The sequence below is a fragment of the Acetobacterium bakii genome (assembly GCF_001263355.1).
Lineage (GTDB): Bacteria > Bacillota > Clostridia > Eubacteriales > Eubacteriaceae > Acetobacterium > Acetobacterium bakii.
Map to the genome: position 1 here is coordinate 1 of NZ_LGYO01000027.1, position 15521 is coordinate 15521.

General features: G+C 39.4%; 17 protein-coding genes. 9 read left to right on the top strand and 8 right to left on the bottom strand.

What is annotated here, in order from left to right:
* On the bottom strand, positions 1-546 hold a 546-nt coding region (locus AKG39_RS10885; protein WP_050740426.1), incomplete at its 3' end, for a hypothetical protein.
* Between the two features lie 203 nt (positions 547-749).
* Between AKG39_RS10885 and AKG39_RS10890 the strand changes: the two genes are divergently transcribed.
* Positions 750-1595, top strand: coding sequence for a lipase family protein (locus tag AKG39_RS10890; RefSeq protein WP_050740427.1), 846 nt, complete (start codon positions 750-752; stop codon positions 1593-1595).
* A gap of 204 nt (positions 1596-1799) precedes the next feature.
* Here the strand turns inward: AKG39_RS10890 and AKG39_RS10895 are convergent, their stop codons facing one another.
* The 6 genes from AKG39_RS10895 to AKG39_RS10920 all read right to left on the bottom strand — a co-directional run bounded on the left by AKG39_RS10895 (position 1800) and on the right by AKG39_RS10920 (position 7524).
* Positions 1800-2714 (bottom strand): glycine betaine ABC transporter substrate-binding protein, encoded by a 915-nt coding sequence (locus AKG39_RS10895; protein ID WP_050740428.1) that lies wholly within the window; start codon positions 2712-2714, stop codon positions 1800-1802.
* A 28-nt stretch (positions 2715-2742) separates the two neighbouring features.
* Positions 2743-3339 (bottom strand): ABC transporter permease, encoded by a 597-nt coding sequence (locus AKG39_RS10900; RefSeq protein WP_050740429.1) that lies wholly within the window; start codon positions 3337-3339, stop codon positions 2743-2745.
* Entirely contained in the window at positions 3339-3971 is a 633-nt protein-coding gene (locus AKG39_RS10905) for an ABC transporter permease (RefSeq protein ID WP_050740430.1), read from the bottom strand. The genes AKG39_RS10900 and AKG39_RS10905 overlap by 1 nt, the downstream gene beginning before the upstream one ends.
* Positions 3968-5089 (bottom strand): betaine/proline/choline family ABC transporter ATP-binding protein, encoded by a 1122-nt coding sequence (locus AKG39_RS10910; protein ID WP_050740431.1) that lies wholly within the window; start codon positions 5087-5089, stop codon positions 3968-3970. Before AKG39_RS10910 ends, AKG39_RS10905 begins: the two co-directional genes overlap by 4 nt.
* Positions 5090-5455: 366 nt before the next feature.
* A complete protein-coding gene (gene ltaE / locus AKG39_RS10915) occupies positions 5456-6481 on the bottom strand; it encodes a low-specificity L-threonine aldolase (RefSeq protein ID WP_050740432.1) in 1026 nt (341 codons plus the stop codon).
* A 110-nt stretch (positions 6482-6591) separates the two neighbouring features.
* Entirely contained in the window at positions 6592-7524 is a 933-nt protein-coding gene (locus tag AKG39_RS10920; RefSeq protein WP_242852598.1) for an alpha/beta hydrolase, read from the bottom strand.
* A gap of 320 nt (positions 7525-7844) precedes the next feature.
* Here AKG39_RS10920 and AKG39_RS10925 point away from each other — a divergent pair, with 320 nt between their 5' ends.
* The 6 genes from AKG39_RS10925 to AKG39_RS10950 all read left to right on the top strand — a co-directional run bounded on the left by AKG39_RS10925 (position 7845) and on the right by AKG39_RS10950 (position 12813).
* Entirely contained in the window at positions 7845-8684 is an 840-nt protein-coding gene (locus AKG39_RS10925; protein ID WP_050740433.1) for a DUF1002 domain-containing protein, read from the top strand.
* A gap of 318 nt (positions 8685-9002) precedes the next feature.
* Entirely contained in the window at positions 9003-10070 is a 1068-nt protein-coding gene (locus AKG39_RS10930) for an HD-GYP domain-containing protein (RefSeq protein ID WP_050740434.1), read from the top strand.
* 31 nt (positions 10071-10101) lie between these two features.
* Positions 10102-10752, top strand: coding sequence for an adenylate kinase (locus tag AKG39_RS10935; RefSeq protein WP_050740435.1), 651 nt, complete (start codon positions 10102-10104; stop codon positions 10750-10752).
* Between the two features lie 43 nt (positions 10753-10795).
* The gene (locus tag AKG39_RS10940) at positions 10796-11770 is read left to right on the top strand and encodes an aromatic ring-hydroxylating oxygenase subunit alpha (protein WP_050740436.1); all 975 of its coding nucleotides are present in this window, start codon (positions 10796-10798) and stop codon (positions 11768-11770) included.
* A gap of 143 nt (positions 11771-11913) precedes the next feature.
* Positions 11914-12288, top strand: coding sequence for a BMC domain-containing protein (locus AKG39_RS10945; RefSeq protein ID WP_050740437.1), 375 nt, complete (start codon positions 11914-11916; stop codon positions 12286-12288).
* Between the two features lie 15 nt (positions 12289-12303).
* On the top strand, positions 12304-12813 hold the full coding sequence (locus AKG39_RS10950; protein WP_050740438.1) for a EutP/PduV family microcompartment system protein: 510 nt from the start codon (positions 12304-12306) through the stop codon (positions 12811-12813).
* Between the two features lie 2 nt (positions 12814-12815).
* Here the strand turns inward: AKG39_RS10950 and AKG39_RS10955 are convergent, their stop codons facing one another.
* On the bottom strand, positions 12816-13415 hold the full coding sequence (locus tag AKG39_RS10955; protein WP_050740439.1) for an SOS response-associated peptidase: 600 nt from the start codon (positions 13413-13415) through the stop codon (positions 12816-12818).
* Between the two features lie 393 nt (positions 13416-13808).
* On the opposite strand from AKG39_RS10955, the gene AKG39_RS10960 reads away from it, so the two are divergent.
* Together AKG39_RS10960 and panB are read left to right on the top strand one after the other, a co-directional pair.
* On the top strand, positions 13809-14693 hold the full coding sequence (locus AKG39_RS10960) for a Rossmann-like and DUF2520 domain-containing protein (protein WP_423230041.1): 885 nt from the start codon (positions 13809-13811) through the stop codon (positions 14691-14693).
* Positions 14683-15519, top strand: a complete 837-nt coding sequence (gene panB, locus AKG39_RS10965; RefSeq protein WP_050740441.1) for a 3-methyl-2-oxobutanoate hydroxymethyltransferase — start codon at positions 14683-14685, stop codon at positions 15517-15519. The genes AKG39_RS10960 and panB overlap by 11 nt, the downstream gene beginning before the upstream one ends.
* Positions 15520-15521: the final 2 nt, after the last annotated feature.

Consider the following 15521-nt stretch of genomic DNA (forward strand, 5'->3'; position numbering starts at 1 on the left):
GGCTAACTTATTTTTAATATTGGGAAGGCCAAAGCTTACAAAAAGATCCATCAGAGCATCCCAGTAAGGGGGATAGCAATCGCTGCCCTTGGATACGAAGGGCTCCTGGTCTTCGAATTTAATTTTCAGATCCCAGCCAAACTCGTGAGAGCAATCCGTATTTATATAATCATGCTTCCAGTCAAAAACATAAAGTGCGTAAAAAGATTTAAGAAATCGAGCCCATTGTTCCTGATCCAGATAAAGTTCCGGAAGATCGGGATAATAACAGAGAAAGGGTCCCTCCACAGTAGCTCCGGCAGCGGTTTTATAAAAGTTTATTGTCTGGCTGACCGTGTCTTTTTTATAAGTATTTACGTAGATGCGGATAGTAGATTTTTCTAATAGGGTCGTGTCACCCCCAAAGTTTGTTTCACAGCTGTTGCAATAATAGCATAAAGCCTTTTCCTGAGTTGCTTTTATAGTCGATTCATCATTTGAAGATTTAATATCAGAAACAGCAGTGGTATTTTTGCAACCACATTTAGGGCAAATTATTGGGGCCATTCAATCCTCCTTGATTGGTATAATACATTAATCGTTAGAAAATTATATCATAGATAATGTTTTAGGTTTGGAATTTTTAACGGACGGATCATCAATCATTCTTTTTTCTATTTATTGCAGCATTTTTAGGAAAATTTCTTGACGGTATGAAAAACAGTGCATTATAATGTGGCCATACAATTAAAAGTATCGAGGAGGAAATCATGAACTCATTATCTGATGCCAATGGCTTTAATAATCAGGACGCAATTTTACTTTCGGCTTTTTCCTATCAAACGTATCCATTTTTTGATAAAAAAGAGCTTATTTTGCCTGAAGCCTATGCGCTTAGCCATACCATTTACGGAATGGTGGGAGTAACAGAAAAAATCGAGGAATGCTTTGGTTTTATAGCAGAATCAGAGGAGCGCATTGTTCTGGCTTTTCGGGGCTCCGATTCAACGCCTAATCTCGATTCCGACTTGGATCTCTTTCAGATTTCATTTCCCTACGTTGAAAATGCCGGGAAGACCCATCGGGGGATTACCAGAATTTACGAATCCCTCAGAAGCAATCTGATTGAAGCTATTTTAAAAGCAACTCCGAATAAAGCTTTATTTATCACTGGTCATAGTCTTGGGGCTGATCTTGCAATAATGGCGGGGCTGGATATCGCTGTAAACACAGCCGTTAAAAATCCTTATGTTTATACCTACGCAGCGGGTCGCCCCGGTGACCCGGATTTTATTCAAAACTATAATGAGCATGTTGAAAACAGCTTTCGAATTTTTAATGTCCACGATTTAATACCAACATTGCCTGCTGCAGAATATCCCCCACCATTCACGGAGGAAGGATTGGTATATGAACATGTCAGCATGCCGTTTCCTGTTGATTTTCAGTTGAACAATGTGTTTTTAAACCATCGCATTAATTGTTACTTTGAGAAATTAGGAGAGCTGGACACAGAGTACATGACTGACTTGAGAATCAAAAATCCTGGTTTTTGTCCCGAAGCCATAAATCTTCAAGAATTAGCTATTTCTATGCTGAAGAATGTAACTTCGTAAAATTAAAATTGAAAATGCGCCTGCTGCTTGGGATGATATGCTTTTCTGAAATTCAACCAGTTTTATCATATTGTTAGACAAATAAAAAGAATCTGTCAGATTTTATACTGACAGATTCTTTTTAGATTGACATAAAACAAACTTATGGTTTTAATCAATTTTCACGATATCCTTAGCTAACAAGCTATGAAAAACTCATGATTTTTACTTTGAGATTAATCCTTTTTCCAGTAAAAATTCATGGGCGACATCTTCAGGGGTTCGACCATTAACATCGACTTCGTAGGTAAGGTTGGTCATGATTTCATCTGTAAAAGCCCCACCCAGAGTATTTAAAACTTCTTCCAGATTCGGGGCAATGGTGCTAAATCGTTCGAAAAGATCATTTCTTACGAGTAATGCATCATTGTATTCAGGAAAAAATTGTCGATCGTCTTCTAAGATGACCAAACCTGCTTTTTTATTTAAACCGTCGGTTGTATAAACCATGGTCACATCAATATTTTTATTTTCAATCGCAGAATATTTTAAAGCAATATCGATGGGTTTGGATTCTTTGAAGTTAAGACCATAGAATTCTATGAATGGTGTATATTTCATGCTGCCTTCTTCGGTATAGAAACCATGTTCAGCTCCGAAAATAAGCTGATCTGAAACAGCTGCCAAATCACTGACTGTTTTTAAATTATATTTTTCTGCGGTTTCAGGTAAAACACCAATCGCATAGGTATTTTCAGAACCTAGTTTATCCATCAAGTGAACGCCTTTTTCTTCGGTCGCAATTTTATTCGAATAGTCATAAATGGTCGATCCGACCGGAACGTCGCTGATATCTAATTTTAAATAGGTTGTTAAAAGTGTGCCATCGTAGGCATTCATCATATCAGCACCACCGCTTACCAATTCGTTGAAACTGTTAACATCCGACATTTCATCCCGTATATCCACGGTTGCATCGGTGTGGTCTTCGACAACAAGTTTTGCCATTTGATGAACGATTTTCATTTCAGAAAATGTACCGTCATAAATGATGATTGATTCTTCATCATTTCCTGAACTGCATCCTGCAAAAGAAACAGCTAACATCATTACAACTAATAAACTTATAAATTTTTTCATATTATTTTCCTTTCAATTTTCGAAAATTCTAATTCGATGTACGTTTTACTAAACGATTGTTAATCCAGATCATTAAGAAATCAAAGAATATGGCCATGATCATCAGGGCCAATGTGCCAAAAAGTATTAATTTCATATTCTGGGTTCGAATCCCCTGGTTAATAATTGATCCCAGACCGCCGCCGCCCACAGAAGTTGCAAAAACAGCCACGCCTATGGTGGTGACCGTAGCGATACGAATGCCGGTGAAAATCATCGGAAATGCCAAAGGAATTTCCACTGAAATCAGGCGATCAAATTTTGTTAAGCCCATTCCTTTGCCAGCTTCTTTAATGCCGCTGTCAACATTTTCCAAACCAATGAAGGTGTTATGGACAATGGGCAGGAGGGAGTAGAGCACCAGTCCGGTAATTACAGTAACCTTACCTGCTCCAAAAATGACCATGATCAGCCCAAGCAAAGCCAAGGCCGGAATCGTCTGTAATATTTCAACAACCCACAAAACTATTTTGCGCAGTGGTTTATTTAAATAGGCAAGAACACCCAAGGGTAATCCAACCACCACTGAAAATAGCACCGACAAAAAAACCAGATAAAGATGTTCAAGTATTATTGAAATATCCATTATTTTAAACTCCTTAATCCTTTTGGAATAGCAAACCGTCTCAAAACATCAATTAATAAACTGAGGACAATGGCCATAATAGCCGAAGGAATGGCTCCAACTAAAATCATCGCATTGTTATTTGAGGCGATACCAATATAGATAAATTCACCCAGTCCACCTAAGCCAATCATTGCCGCCAAAACCGACCAGCTGACAGTATAAATGGTGGACATCCGTAATCCGGTAATAATTGAAGGCGTCGCAAGCGGCAGCTCAACCTCTAAAAGTGTTTGAATCTGGGACATGCCGCAACCCTTAGCAGCTTCAATATATTCGGGTTTAACATCCATTAAGCCGGTATAGGTATTTTTCAGCACCGGAAAAATAGCATAAACAGCCAAGGCAATAATGACAGTTGCCGGAACCATGCCTAAGTAAAGAAAGAGGACACCGACAAAAACAATACCTGGAATTGTCTGGAAAATTGAAAGTAAAGGCATTATTATTTTTGCATACCGCGGAATTCGAGAAAGTAGAATGCCCAAAATCAAAGCAATGAAAAATCCGATGAGAACTGAAGAAAGAACATAAAATAAATGGATTTGAATGGCATCAATCAGCCGTTCACCATAGGTGTCAAAAAAACTCATTGCATATCTCCCCATAAGGTGTCGGCCATAGCGGTAGCCATACTTGTCTTAGAAATTATTCCGGCAATGGTCTTGTTGTCTTCTAAAACAACAACATAATTGTCTCCGGTGTTGTAGAGCTTATCAAAAGATTCTTTGGCATTCTCTGAAATACTGGAAGTAATATTATCATAGGGGGTAATGTCACCAATGCTGCCAGAAGATTTGCCATGTTTTTTAATATCTCTGATGGTTACAATCCCGGCAAAGGTATCGTCATCGTTCTTTATTAAAAGCGAATCAATGTGTTGTCGTGCCATTAAATCTGTGCATTCTCGGATACTTCGTTTCTTATAGACGCTAAAGAATTTTGTTTTCATGAAATCTGCAGCAGTCAAATCCGAAGAATCGGCACTTGACGATGATTTCCGCATAAAATCACGAATTAAAGCACTGGCTGGATGTGCAAGCATTTCATCGGGAGTGGCCATTTGAACAATTTCGCCTTTTTCCATAAAAATAATCTTATCGGCTAGATCCAGTGCTTCGTTCATATCATGAGTTACGAAAACAATGGTTTTCTTGAGTTTTTTATGCAGCTTGACAATCTCATCCTGTAAAATACTTCGGGTCATGGGATCCAGGGCACCAAATGGTTCATCCATTAGGACAATTGGAGGAGAAGCCGCCAAGGCCCGGAGCACACCAATACGCTGCTGCTGTCCGCCTGAAAGTTCGGAAGGGTATTTATGAGCATATTCTTCATAGGACATGCCGACCATTTCCATCAGTTCCTGGGTAATTTCTTTTATTTTACTTTTAGGATATTTGAGCCGCTTTGGCACAATGCCAATATTTTGCTCAATGGTCATATTCGGGAATAGTCCAATTTGCTGAATCACGTATCCAATTTTTCGCCTGAGTTTAACGGGGTTAACTTCTGAAATATCCTGGCCATCAACAAAAATTTTCCCTTTGTCTGGGGTGATCAGTCGGTTAATGGATTTAAGGGTGGTGGTTTTACCACAGCCGCTGGGACCAATAAGGACAACAAACTCACCTGGTTCAATGTTAAAACTGAGATTGTCAAGGATGACAGTATCGCCGTATTTTTTTCTTACGTTTTCAAAACGTATCATGCATAGTACCTCTCTTAATTATTGATTATCGGTTTATCGTTTCTTATATAAAACATTGATTTCTCTAAAAAAGCTAATAAAAAAAAACAATCATACCCTTTTGTTTGCAGGACTTGATAAAATCGCTTAATGAATTTTATCTCATCTAACAACGTTGGTACGATTGTTTTATTATTTAATTGTTAACAAATTTAGGCCGATTTAATGGTTGTTACTTAATAATCATAACTGATAACCTGTGATATGTCAAATTTTTCGAAGAATCAGTTAAAATATACTGGACAGAGGCAGAAAATTATGCTAAAATGATTTGCCTAAAAATCAATGAAGAAATTGACTCAATTATCTGGAATATAAATCAAAAGTTTAATTGTCGATAATGGTTTTCATGGTTTTCACAACCAGATCGATGTCGTCAACGGATACGCCGTAATTGGTGACAAATCGGTACTCACCATCCTCCTGGCCGTTTATTCGAATCATTTTATTTTTCAGTCCTTCGATAAGAGCAGCTTCACTTATGACTGATTCCGGCAGGGTGAAAAATACCATATTGATTGCCAAACGATTGCGATTTACCTGGCATGATTCTATTTCTTCAAGGCGATCAGCCAGATAATGGGCATTTTTATGATCATCTTCCAGGCGGGATACCATTTCAGTCAAAGCAAGGATTCCGGCGGCGGCAAGAATTCCGGCCTGTCGAAGCCCGCCGCCCATTAATTTCCGGTTTTTCCGGGCTTTGCGGATAAAATCCCTAGTGCCGATTAGCATCGAGCCAACCGGTGCACATAAACCTTTGGAAAGGCAGACATTCACAGAGTCGCCACAGGCCGCGATTTCCTTTATATCCGCACTAATGGCAATACTCGCATTGAAAATCCGGGCACCATCAATGTGCACCGGAACATGCCTGGACTGGGCAAGCTGGTATACGGCTTGCATGTCTGCCAATGAAACAACTGCCCCGGATGATTGGGCATTTTCCATACAGAGCAGTCCGGTGGCAGGGAAGTGGATATCGTCGCCGCGTATCATCCGCTTGAGTTTTTCAATGTCGATATGCCCAGAATTGGTTGGAAACGTCCGGGTTTGAACACCGGAGAGCACCGCCGCTGCACCAACTTCGTGCATCAGAATATGGCAGTCATCGCCCAGTAAAATTTCGTCACCACGCTGGGTGTGAGTCATAATAGCTAATTGGTTGCCGAAGGTTCCGGAGGGCACAAAAAGCGCCGCTTCCTTACCAAAAAGTTCACTCGTTAATTTTTCCAATTGGTTTACTGTCGGGTCGTCACCGTAGACATCATCGCCTACGACTGCATGAGCCATCGCCTGACGCATGGCTTCTGTTGGCTGGGTTACTGTATCACTTCTAAGGTCTATCCACATTTATTAAATCTCCTTTTAAATATTATTGATTTCTAAAAAATCATACGATGTTTTTTAAAATTATGCAATGCAGTACCGAAAATGAGTATCCATTTAAAAATACCTGGAATTCAGGAAAAAGCTTCTCTAAGTGCTTTTATCCGGGCGTTTACAGCCTTTATGACAACACCTTTTTTGAGATTAATATCAAAACCGTGAAAAGTACCTTTTATATAATTCAGTTTAACATTGGCACCATGATCCATGAGTTTTTGGGCGTAGGCAATGCCCTCATCTCTAAGGCAATCGAATTCTTCCACTTCTACATAGGCATCAGGTAAATTTTCAAATGAAGGATTGCTCATGGGTGAAACATATTTCATGGTTTTCGGATCGGTATTTTTTAAATAGTAATTCCACATTTGTTTATTCAGGTTTGCGTTCCAACCCGGGGTGTTATCAAAGCTTTTAATGGATGCTGTTTTTTGTGCGGCATCTGTTACCGGATAAATCAGCATTTGAAAACAGATTTTTGGGCCTTTTCGGTCCCTTGTCATTTGGGTTACCGCTGCTGCAAGTGCTCCGCCGGCACTGTCGCCGCCAACCGCTATTTTATTGGGATCGATTCCCAAATCCTTTGAATGCTTAAAAACCCATTCCAGACTGCTGTAACTGTCTTCTAATAGTACGTTTGAAGGGTATTTCGGTGCCAGACGATAATGGACAAATACGATTTTACAAGCGGATTCGGTGGCATATTTACAGACTTTTTTGTGCATGTATCCAAAATCTCTGAAAACAAAGGCACCGCCATGGAAATATAAAAGGCAAGGTTTGGTATCGATGCAGTTCTGAGGTTCATAAATGGTCAGATAGAATTTACCGCCATCTGCGCCTGATATTTTTAGTTTTCTTTTATTTATTGACAGTCTGGTAAGGGCAACACTGACTGTTCCCACGGCATTGATTACTTTTATAACAAATGGGGTTATGTTAAAGTTTGGAAAAGCCGCTTTTTCCATTCCAGCTAAATCTTTATGTAATCCATATTCTACATCATGCATTGGTTAGTCCGGTACAATATTCACTCAAATAATCCATTGTGGTTTCCTTTCTTAATGATTGGCTGGAAAAAATTTAGGCAATGAAGGTATTTATGCTTCAACATCAATTGTTACTTGAATTCAATTCTGACATTATAATAACATGAAGCAGAAAAAACGATAAGCATTTTTTATAAAAAGCCATAGGATTTAGGATCTTTATTCAATAATTAAGCTAAAAACTAGAATTTATTGATATTCTTACTGCATATCATTTTTGAGCTCAATAATAAGTTTAATTCTAAAAAAAGTTCAAAGAAAATAAATCAATGAGGTGAAATATGAAGAAGAGAGTAGTAACCGTTATGGCTGCACTTGTTTTATTAACGACCATGATGACACCGGTATTTGCCGACTCAAAAAGTGCAAGTGTTGCCATTGGTGCCGATAATACCGAGTCACAATTAAAAACGATCTATGGATTTTTCGGCATTAAAAGAGGCGATGTGGAAGAAACCATCGTAACAAACGCTGATGAACGGGAATATTTAGATGGACTTGTTTCGCTTGATAAAATTGGAAGTCTTGCCTTATCCAGTGTTTACGTCCAGGAAAAAGATACCGGCGGCATTGACTTAAAAACCAATAATATTGACTGGGTAACCGATGACATGTATGAAGCGGCATTGCTCACCGCAGGAATCGAAAATGCCAAGGTCATTGTTGCAGCCTACACACCTGTTTCAGGAACAGGCGCCTTAACAGGGATATACAAAGCTTATGAGGCTGCTACCGGAACTGTGTTGGATGAAGAAGCGAAAACAACGGCGGTTGAAGAAGTGGTGGTCACTGGAGAACTCCAGGATGCAATCGGGGATGATGCGGTTAATATCATTAACAGCCTTAAAGGTGAGATAGCTCAAACAAAGACCATGTCGGACGATGAAATTCGTCAGCTCATTGAAGAAACAGCAACCAAGTATGATACGGTTTTAGACAGTCAGCAGATCGAAGAAATTTTAGTTCTGGTGAATAAGTTCAATGAACTCAATATGGATCCGGATACATTTATAAAATTAGCCCAGGCAAGCCAGGGTTCGGTCGGTTTTTTTGCTAATGTACAAAGCTTTTTCCAGGATATTGAAGGCTTTTTCAGTGGTTTATTTGCTGGAGATAAATAAGCTAAAATAATAAAAAAATATTATGATCTAAGATACAACAAAATACTAATAGGAAACCGGGATGATCCAAATGTGATCATCCCGGTTTTTTTGCTTGTATTAAATCAAAAAAATCTACAATTGATTTTTGTTGAGTAATTGATATAGTTTCTATGCTTTTAGAGAGCAGTTCTTTCAAATGGCTATTGACATCGATCCATTGAAACGATATCATCGTATTTAAAGAAACTATCATTAATTTAGTTCGAAAATAAGGTAATGCTCTTAGTATTTTAAGACTGCGATATTATTAAATAGATTTACTGGAAGGATGACCTCATGAGATTTGCACCAACATATTGCCTGCGCGAAGGAATGATCAATGCAGATAACCTTTACGGTGAAAGCGGAGAACTTGTGCTGGCAAAGAACACAATGCTAACAATGGATTATATCAAAGGAATCCGTAATCTCAATTATCATGGTATTTATATTGAAGATGATATATTAAACGACATTCCAATTGTAAACACAATCAATGAGCGGGTTCGGAATAAGACGGTTCGCAGCCTCAAGGATATTTTTATCAGCAAGGAAAATGATTCGCCGGTTTCCAAAAAGAAATTCAATGAAATAGAGAATCAGGTTGAGACAATCGTCGAAGAAATCCTGGAAAACAAGAATATGATGGTCAATATGGTCGACCTAAAGGTTTTTGACGATTATACATATTTTCATTCTGTTAACGTTGCCGTTTTGTCAATTGTGTTGGGAACTGCCCTGGGACTTGATAAAACAGAGTTGTGCAATTTAGGCTTTGGAGCTTTATTGCATGATATTGGAAAAGTTTTTATTACCAAAGAAATATTAAATAAAGAAGGCCCATTAACCGATGAGGAATTCACTCAAATGAAAAAACATTCATCATTTGGCTATGAATATTTAATCAAAGAATATGAGTGCAGCAAATCTTCGCAACTGGGAATCCGTGATCATCATGAAAAATTTGCCGGCGGTGGGTATCCCAACAATATTAAGGGAGACGATATTTCATTGTATGGAAGGATCATTTCAATTGCAGACGTTTACGATGCATTAACATCGGATCGGCCTTATCGAAAGGGTCTCATACCGTCAGAAGCCATTGAATATATTATGGGATCTAATTGTGTGCTATTTGATCCGGACCTCGTAAGGGTCTTTATTACTAAAATAGCCCCGTATCCGGTTGGAAGCTGTGTCAAACTGAGTAATGGTTTAATTGGAATCGTCACCGAGAACTTTGAAAGCTATTGTTTAAGACCAAATGTGTGGGTATTCAGAAATGGAGATGTTGAAGTGACGCCATATGAAATCTGTCTGGCGGATCATGAAGTTCTTAATATTACCGTTATCGGTTTTGCATGAGTTCTAATATTAAATTCAGGAGGTGGATTATTTGAAAATAATTTTATTAGGAACACCCGGTGGGGGAAAAGGGACCCAAGCGAAGTTAATTTGTGATTATCTTAAGATCCCGCATATTTCCACCGGTGATATTTTTCGTTCAAAAGTCAAAGACGGCGATGCATTGGCACTGGAAATAGAGGATTATACGCAGAAAGGGAAGCTAGTCCCGGATTATATTACCATTTCGCTTATTGAAGACCGGTTAAAAAAGGAAGACTGTGCCAATGGTTTTTTGTTGGATGGATTCCCCAGAAATGAAAACCAGGCAGAAGCGCTTGATTTGATTCTGAATAAGCAAAATGAACACATCGATAGAGTCTTTTTAATTGATGTGCCCGAAGCTGCCATACTAGATAGACTTGCAGGCCGAAGAGTCTGTCCAAAATGCGGAGAGAGCTATCACATAAAGTACAATCCACCGAAGATTGAAGGAAAATGCGATATCTGTGGGACGGATTTAGTCCATCGATCCGATGATCAGGAGGAAATCATTTTAGATCGCTTGGCGATTTATAAAGAGACTACCAAACCAATATTGGATTTTTACAATGAAAAGGGTATTTTGCATAAAATTAAAGGCGACGATGGGATCAATGATATTTTCAACAGAATACGCAAAATTTTAGATGCCGACGGCTGACCTGAGGTCAGAAAATTAAATCGACAAAAGAAAGAGTTGTAAAATGATTAAAAACCAATGGTATGGGATAATGGATGCAAAAGAGCTGAAAAATAATAAACTGATTGGTGTTACTCGCTTGGGTGAAAAGTTAGTGCTTTGGCGAAGTGAAAATGGCGAAATAAATTGTATCTTCGATAAATGCTGCCACAGAGGGGCTTCCTTAAGCGCTGGGAAAGTGACTCATGATTCCGTAAAATGTCCCTTTCATGGACTTGCCTATGATGGATCGGGAAAGGTCATAGAAATACCAGCCAATGGAAAAAATACTCCGGTGCCGGATCGGTATAAAGTCAACGCCTACGCGGTTAAAGAAATGTATGGCTTTATTTGGCTTTGGTATGGAGACTATTCTGCTGAACTCCCGGAGATTCCTTTCTTTGAATATTTGAGACAGGGATTTTCCTATGGCGGTTTTTCAGAAATGTGGCCGGTTCACTACACCAGGGCCATTGAAAATCAATTGGATGTGGTTCATTTGCCTTTTGTTCACACCAATTCTATTGGAAGAGGCAATAAAACGCTGGTGAATGGTCCCGTTGTAAAATGGCAGGATAACCGGATGACATTTTATGTTCACAATGTAGTTGATGATGGTCATTTAAAACCATTAAAACCCAAGGAAATTGAAAATTATAAGGATTATTTTAGTCTTGAATTACAAATGCCGAACATTTGGCAAAATAAAATTAGCCCCGATGTTCGAATTGTAGCTGTTTTTGCTCCCATTGACGAGGAACATACCCGTATTTATCTACGTTTTTATCAAAAATTTATAAAGCTCCCGGTCTTAAAACAGATCGTTAATCGATTCAGCAACATCGGCAATCGATATATTCTGCACCAGGACCGACATGTTGTGTTAACACAAAAACCGATCAAAACAGAGCTGAGAATGGATGAAAACCTGATACAGGGGGATTTACCTATCATTGAATACCGAAAAAGAAGAGACCTGCTAAAAGCAGGTCATAAATAAAGGGAATAGGTAGTTTTAAAGAGCTACAGAATATCCGATAAAAGCAAGTATCTCCATTTAAATTGATTTCTCACGTGATATAATACTTTATTATACTCTCTATTGACGCAATTGCTGATACGGAGTAAAGGAGGCCTCTTAAAATGGAAGGCATATTAGGTTCAAACGAAGGTAAGCTCAGAATTATTCAGGAAACCGTCCCCGGCAAGCAGGTAACATTGGCTCATATCATCGCCAGTCCCGATGCTATTGTCTATAAAAAATTAGGATTGAACCCCAGCATTGATTATGACAAAGCGGCCATTGGGGTACTAAGCATGACACCGTCTGAAATTTCAGTCATTGCAGGTGATTTAGCAGTAAAAACAGCCCGGATTGAGTTGGGGTTCATTGATCGTTTTAGTGGCACACTGATGTTTACCGGAAGAATTTCGGAAGTCGACTCTGCCATAAAAGCAATCCTCGCTTATTTGAAAGATACCCTGAAATTTACAATCTGTGAAATCACAAAGACTTGAGATGAAAGGCATACTATGAAAAAAATGATCCTCGTTGGCAGAAGTGAATGCGGAAAAACAACACTGCGTCAGGCACTGAAGGGAAAAAAAATACATTACAAAAAGACCCAGTATATCAATTACTACGATGTCATCATTGATACCCCAGGGGAATACGCTGAAAATGCGGGTTTAGCCCGGGCTTTAGCCTTGTATGCCTATGAATCCGATGTAGTGGCCCTTCTGCTTAGTTCAACCGAGCCGTACTCGCTTTATCCACCTTGTGTATCAGGGGTTTGCTCACGACCCGTTATTGGGATTGTCACACAAATTGATGACCCGGATGGGGATGTGGAACAGGCGGTTGCGTGGCTTGAGTTAACCGGCTGTGAACGTATTTTTAAGGTAAGCTCTTATACCGGCGAAGGCATTTGGGAAATTCTTGAATACCTTCGAGATGACGGTGATGTTTTGCCCTGGGATAAAAAAGAAGACGCGGAAAAACCCAGAGATGTATTGTCCACTAAACATATGGTTGCGGTATGAAATTATAACTGAAATTTAATTTGGGAAGACTCACTAATCTTCTCGCTTTGATGTTTCACTAAAGGCACCGCATCTTCTTTGAGGAGGCCCATGGCAGCTTTAACATTCTGAAACCAGGAGTCCATCATATCAGCCGGAATAATCACCGGCATGCGATCGTGTACTTCTAAAACCATTGGGTTCGGTGCTTTGGTCAGAATAACAAATTTGTTCTTTCCTTCAAAAGGTTTATAGATGCCCCCAAGATAAAGTATGGCATCCGAATCAAACAGATACTGATGCTTTTGCTGATCCCACTCGTAAAAACCCGAAGCGGGGATTAAACAGCGTCGCTGTTCAAAGTCATCCCGGAACATCTTTTTTTCTGTCACGGTTTCGGACCGGGCATTGATAATTAAGCCTTTTTTAAATGGATTGCGGTAACCCCATTCCATAACATCTAATTCTATTTTTCCCTGATGCTCTCTTATAATCGGTGCCAAATTGGACGGGAAGATATCCCCAGTTTTAATTTTGACATTGAATTTTTGGTTAACTGCTTCAACCATTCTGCTTAGTTCTGAATTCTCTTTATCTGAAAAAATCGTATAACGACCACACATACTTGTCTCCTTTCGCAATTACCTATAAATGCTTTTGGCTGACCTCGGCAAATAGCAATTCGATTTCTAAATTATTGTATTCCCATTATACCATCGATATCCCATTTTGATTTTCAGAAAATATAAACTACTTGCAATTTATTATGTTTTATTGTATTGTATCTTCAAGGCGGTATCCCAGTGAACTGCACTTTTGTAATAACAAATAAAAATTAAACTAAAAATCTGCTTTGATCCTTTGGACAGAGACTGAATAATCAGATACATATTTATGTCATATAAATAGGTCTTTTGCTTATGTCCATTTCTAAGCAGAAGTCCTTTTTTTATTTGTTAAAATATGTATTTTGGATGAGTTGGGATTTATTAAAGCTAAATGAATTGTTAAGGATGATGACTATGGAAATTGGATTTATCGGTGCCGGAAAAGTCGGTACATCGTTGGGAAACTATTTTATGCAAAAGAATTTGTCGGTGTCAGGCTATTACAGCAAAAGCAAAAGCTCCTCGGTACGATCAGCCGGACTTACCGGATCGGCCTTGTTTGAAGATCTGGATTCACTGCTTAAAGCAAGTGCGGTCGTTTTTATCACCACTGGTGATGACATTATTCCGGAAGTGGTCAGCCTTCTTGGGCAATCACCGTACCTGAATGAAAAACATACCTTTGTCCATACCAGCGGCGCTCTTTCATCAGAGGTGTTTGAGGGCTTTGAGAAGTTGGGCTGTGGGATCTGCTCCCTTCATCCGATTATGACGTTTTCAGAAGTCTCAACACCGGTTAAAGACCTTGAGGCAATAAAATTCACCCTGGAAGGAAATCATGAGGGGAAGGCTTTAATTCAAAAAATGCTTGAGGTAACCGGTAATGAGTTTTTTATCATCGATAAGGAGAGTAAAATCCTTTACCATGCCGCCGCCTGTGTGCTCTCAAATTACATGGTGACATTAATTGATACAGGATTTGAGATGTTAACAAAGGCTGGTATTGACCAGGAGAAGATCGCTTCTTCATTTCTGCCGCTGATAACAGCGACTTTGAATAATGTGCGGAAAAGCGGAACCGTCGATGCTCTCACCGGTCCCCTGGTCCGTGGCGATGAAAATACGATTGTCAAACATGTGGATGCCATAAAAACCAGTATACCCGAATACCTGGACCTTTATGAAACCATGGGCATCGCAACATTAAACATGATTAGGGATAAAAGAATGGATTCAGAAAAATATTTTAAAATAATGAAAGCAGTAACGAAAGGTGAAAAAAATGAAAAGTAAATTTACAGTAAGCTCTTTTTTAAAAGCCAAAGCCAGCAATGAAAAAATAACCATGTTAACCGCCTATGATTATTCTATGGCGAAAATTGTGGACGGTGCCGGAATCGACGCTATCCTTGTGGGCGATTCCCTTGGCATGGTGGTTCAGGGTTACGAGTCAACCCTTGAAGTGACCATGGATGATATGGTATACCATTGCAAAGCCGTGTCCAGAGGTACAGAAACTGCTTTAATTGTCGGCGATATGCCGTTTTTATCCTATCATATCAGTGATGAAGAAGCCGTTAGGAATGCTGGAAGACTGATTCAGGAAGGGAAAGCCCATGCGGTTAAGCTTGAAGGCGGCGTGGATGTGGTGGACAAGGTCAGAGCCATTGTCAAAGCGCAGATCCCGGTAATGGGTCATATTGGTCTCACCCCACAGTCGGTCAATGTCTTTGGCGGATTCAAGGTCCAGGGCAAAGACAAGGCCCAGGCAATGGCTGTGATTGAAGATGCTGTGGCCCTTGAAAAGGCCGGCGCCTTCGCAATTGTCCTTGAAGGAATCCCGGAAAAATTAGCTAAGCTGATCACCGAAAATGTTTCAATTCCCACCATTGGCATTGGTGCCGGAAGATATTGTGACGGACAGGTTCTGGTGATTCATGACCTGCTGGGAATGTACTCGGGACAGTCACCTAAGTTTTCCAAGGGTTACGCTGCGCTTAATGAAACCATAAAAACGGCCATTGAAAACTACGTCAGCGAAGTGAAAGAGCTTAAATTTCCCGAAGAAAAACACACCTTTACCATTGATGATAAAATTATTGCGGAGCTTTCAAAGTAAAT

What these genes read in the sequence shown, in the direction of transcription:
- AKG39_RS10890 (WP_050740427.1), top strand. Translation starts at nt 750, where the DNA reads ATGAACTCATTATCTGATGCCAATGGCTTTAATAATCAGGACGCAATT.
- AKG39_RS10895 (WP_050740428.1), bottom strand. Translation starts at nt 2,714, where the DNA reads ATGAAAAAATTTATAAGTTTATTAGTTGTAATGATGTTAGCTGTTTCT.
- AKG39_RS10900 (WP_050740429.1), bottom strand. Translation starts at nt 3,339, where the DNA reads ATGGATATTTCAATAATACTTGAACATCTTTATCTGGTTTTTTTGTCG.
- AKG39_RS10905 (WP_050740430.1), bottom strand. Translation starts at nt 3,971, where the DNA reads ATGAGTTTTTTTGACACCTATGGTGAACGGCTGATTGATGCCATTCAA.
- AKG39_RS10910 (WP_050740431.1), bottom strand. Translation starts at nt 5,089, where the DNA reads ATGATACGTTTTGAAAACGTAAGAAAAAAATACGGCGATACTGTCATC.
- ltaE (WP_050740432.1), bottom strand. Translation starts at nt 6,481, where the DNA reads ATGTGGATAGACCTTAGAAGTGATACAGTAACCCAGCCAACAGAAGCC.
- AKG39_RS10920 (WP_242852598.1), bottom strand. Translation starts at nt 7,524, where the DNA reads ATGCATGATGTAGAATATGGATTACATAAAGATTTAGCTGGAATGGAA.
- AKG39_RS10925 (WP_050740433.1), top strand. Translation starts at nt 7,845, where the DNA reads ATGAAGAAGAGAGTAGTAACCGTTATGGCTGCACTTGTTTTATTAACG.
- AKG39_RS10930 (WP_050740434.1), top strand. Translation starts at nt 9,003, where the DNA reads ATGAGATTTGCACCAACATATTGCCTGCGCGAAGGAATGATCAATGCA.
- AKG39_RS10940 (WP_050740436.1), top strand. Translation starts at nt 10,796, where the DNA reads ATGATTAAAAACCAATGGTATGGGATAATGGATGCAAAAGAGCTGAAA.
- AKG39_RS10945 (WP_050740437.1), top strand. Translation starts at nt 11,914, where the DNA reads ATGGAAGGCATATTAGGTTCAAACGAAGGTAAGCTCAGAATTATTCAG.
- AKG39_RS10950 (WP_050740438.1), top strand. Translation starts at nt 12,304, where the DNA reads ATGAAAAAAATGATCCTCGTTGGCAGAAGTGAATGCGGAAAAACAACA.
- AKG39_RS10955 (WP_050740439.1), bottom strand. Translation starts at nt 13,415, where the DNA reads ATGTGTGGTCGTTATACGATTTTTTCAGATAAAGAGAATTCAGAACTA.
- AKG39_RS10960 (WP_423230041.1), top strand. Translation starts at nt 13,809, where the DNA reads ATGACTATGGAAATTGGATTTATCGGTGCCGGAAAAGTCGGTACATCG.
- panB (WP_050740441.1), top strand. Translation starts at nt 14,683, where the DNA reads ATGAAAAGTAAATTTACAGTAAGCTCTTTTTTAAAAGCCAAAGCCAGC.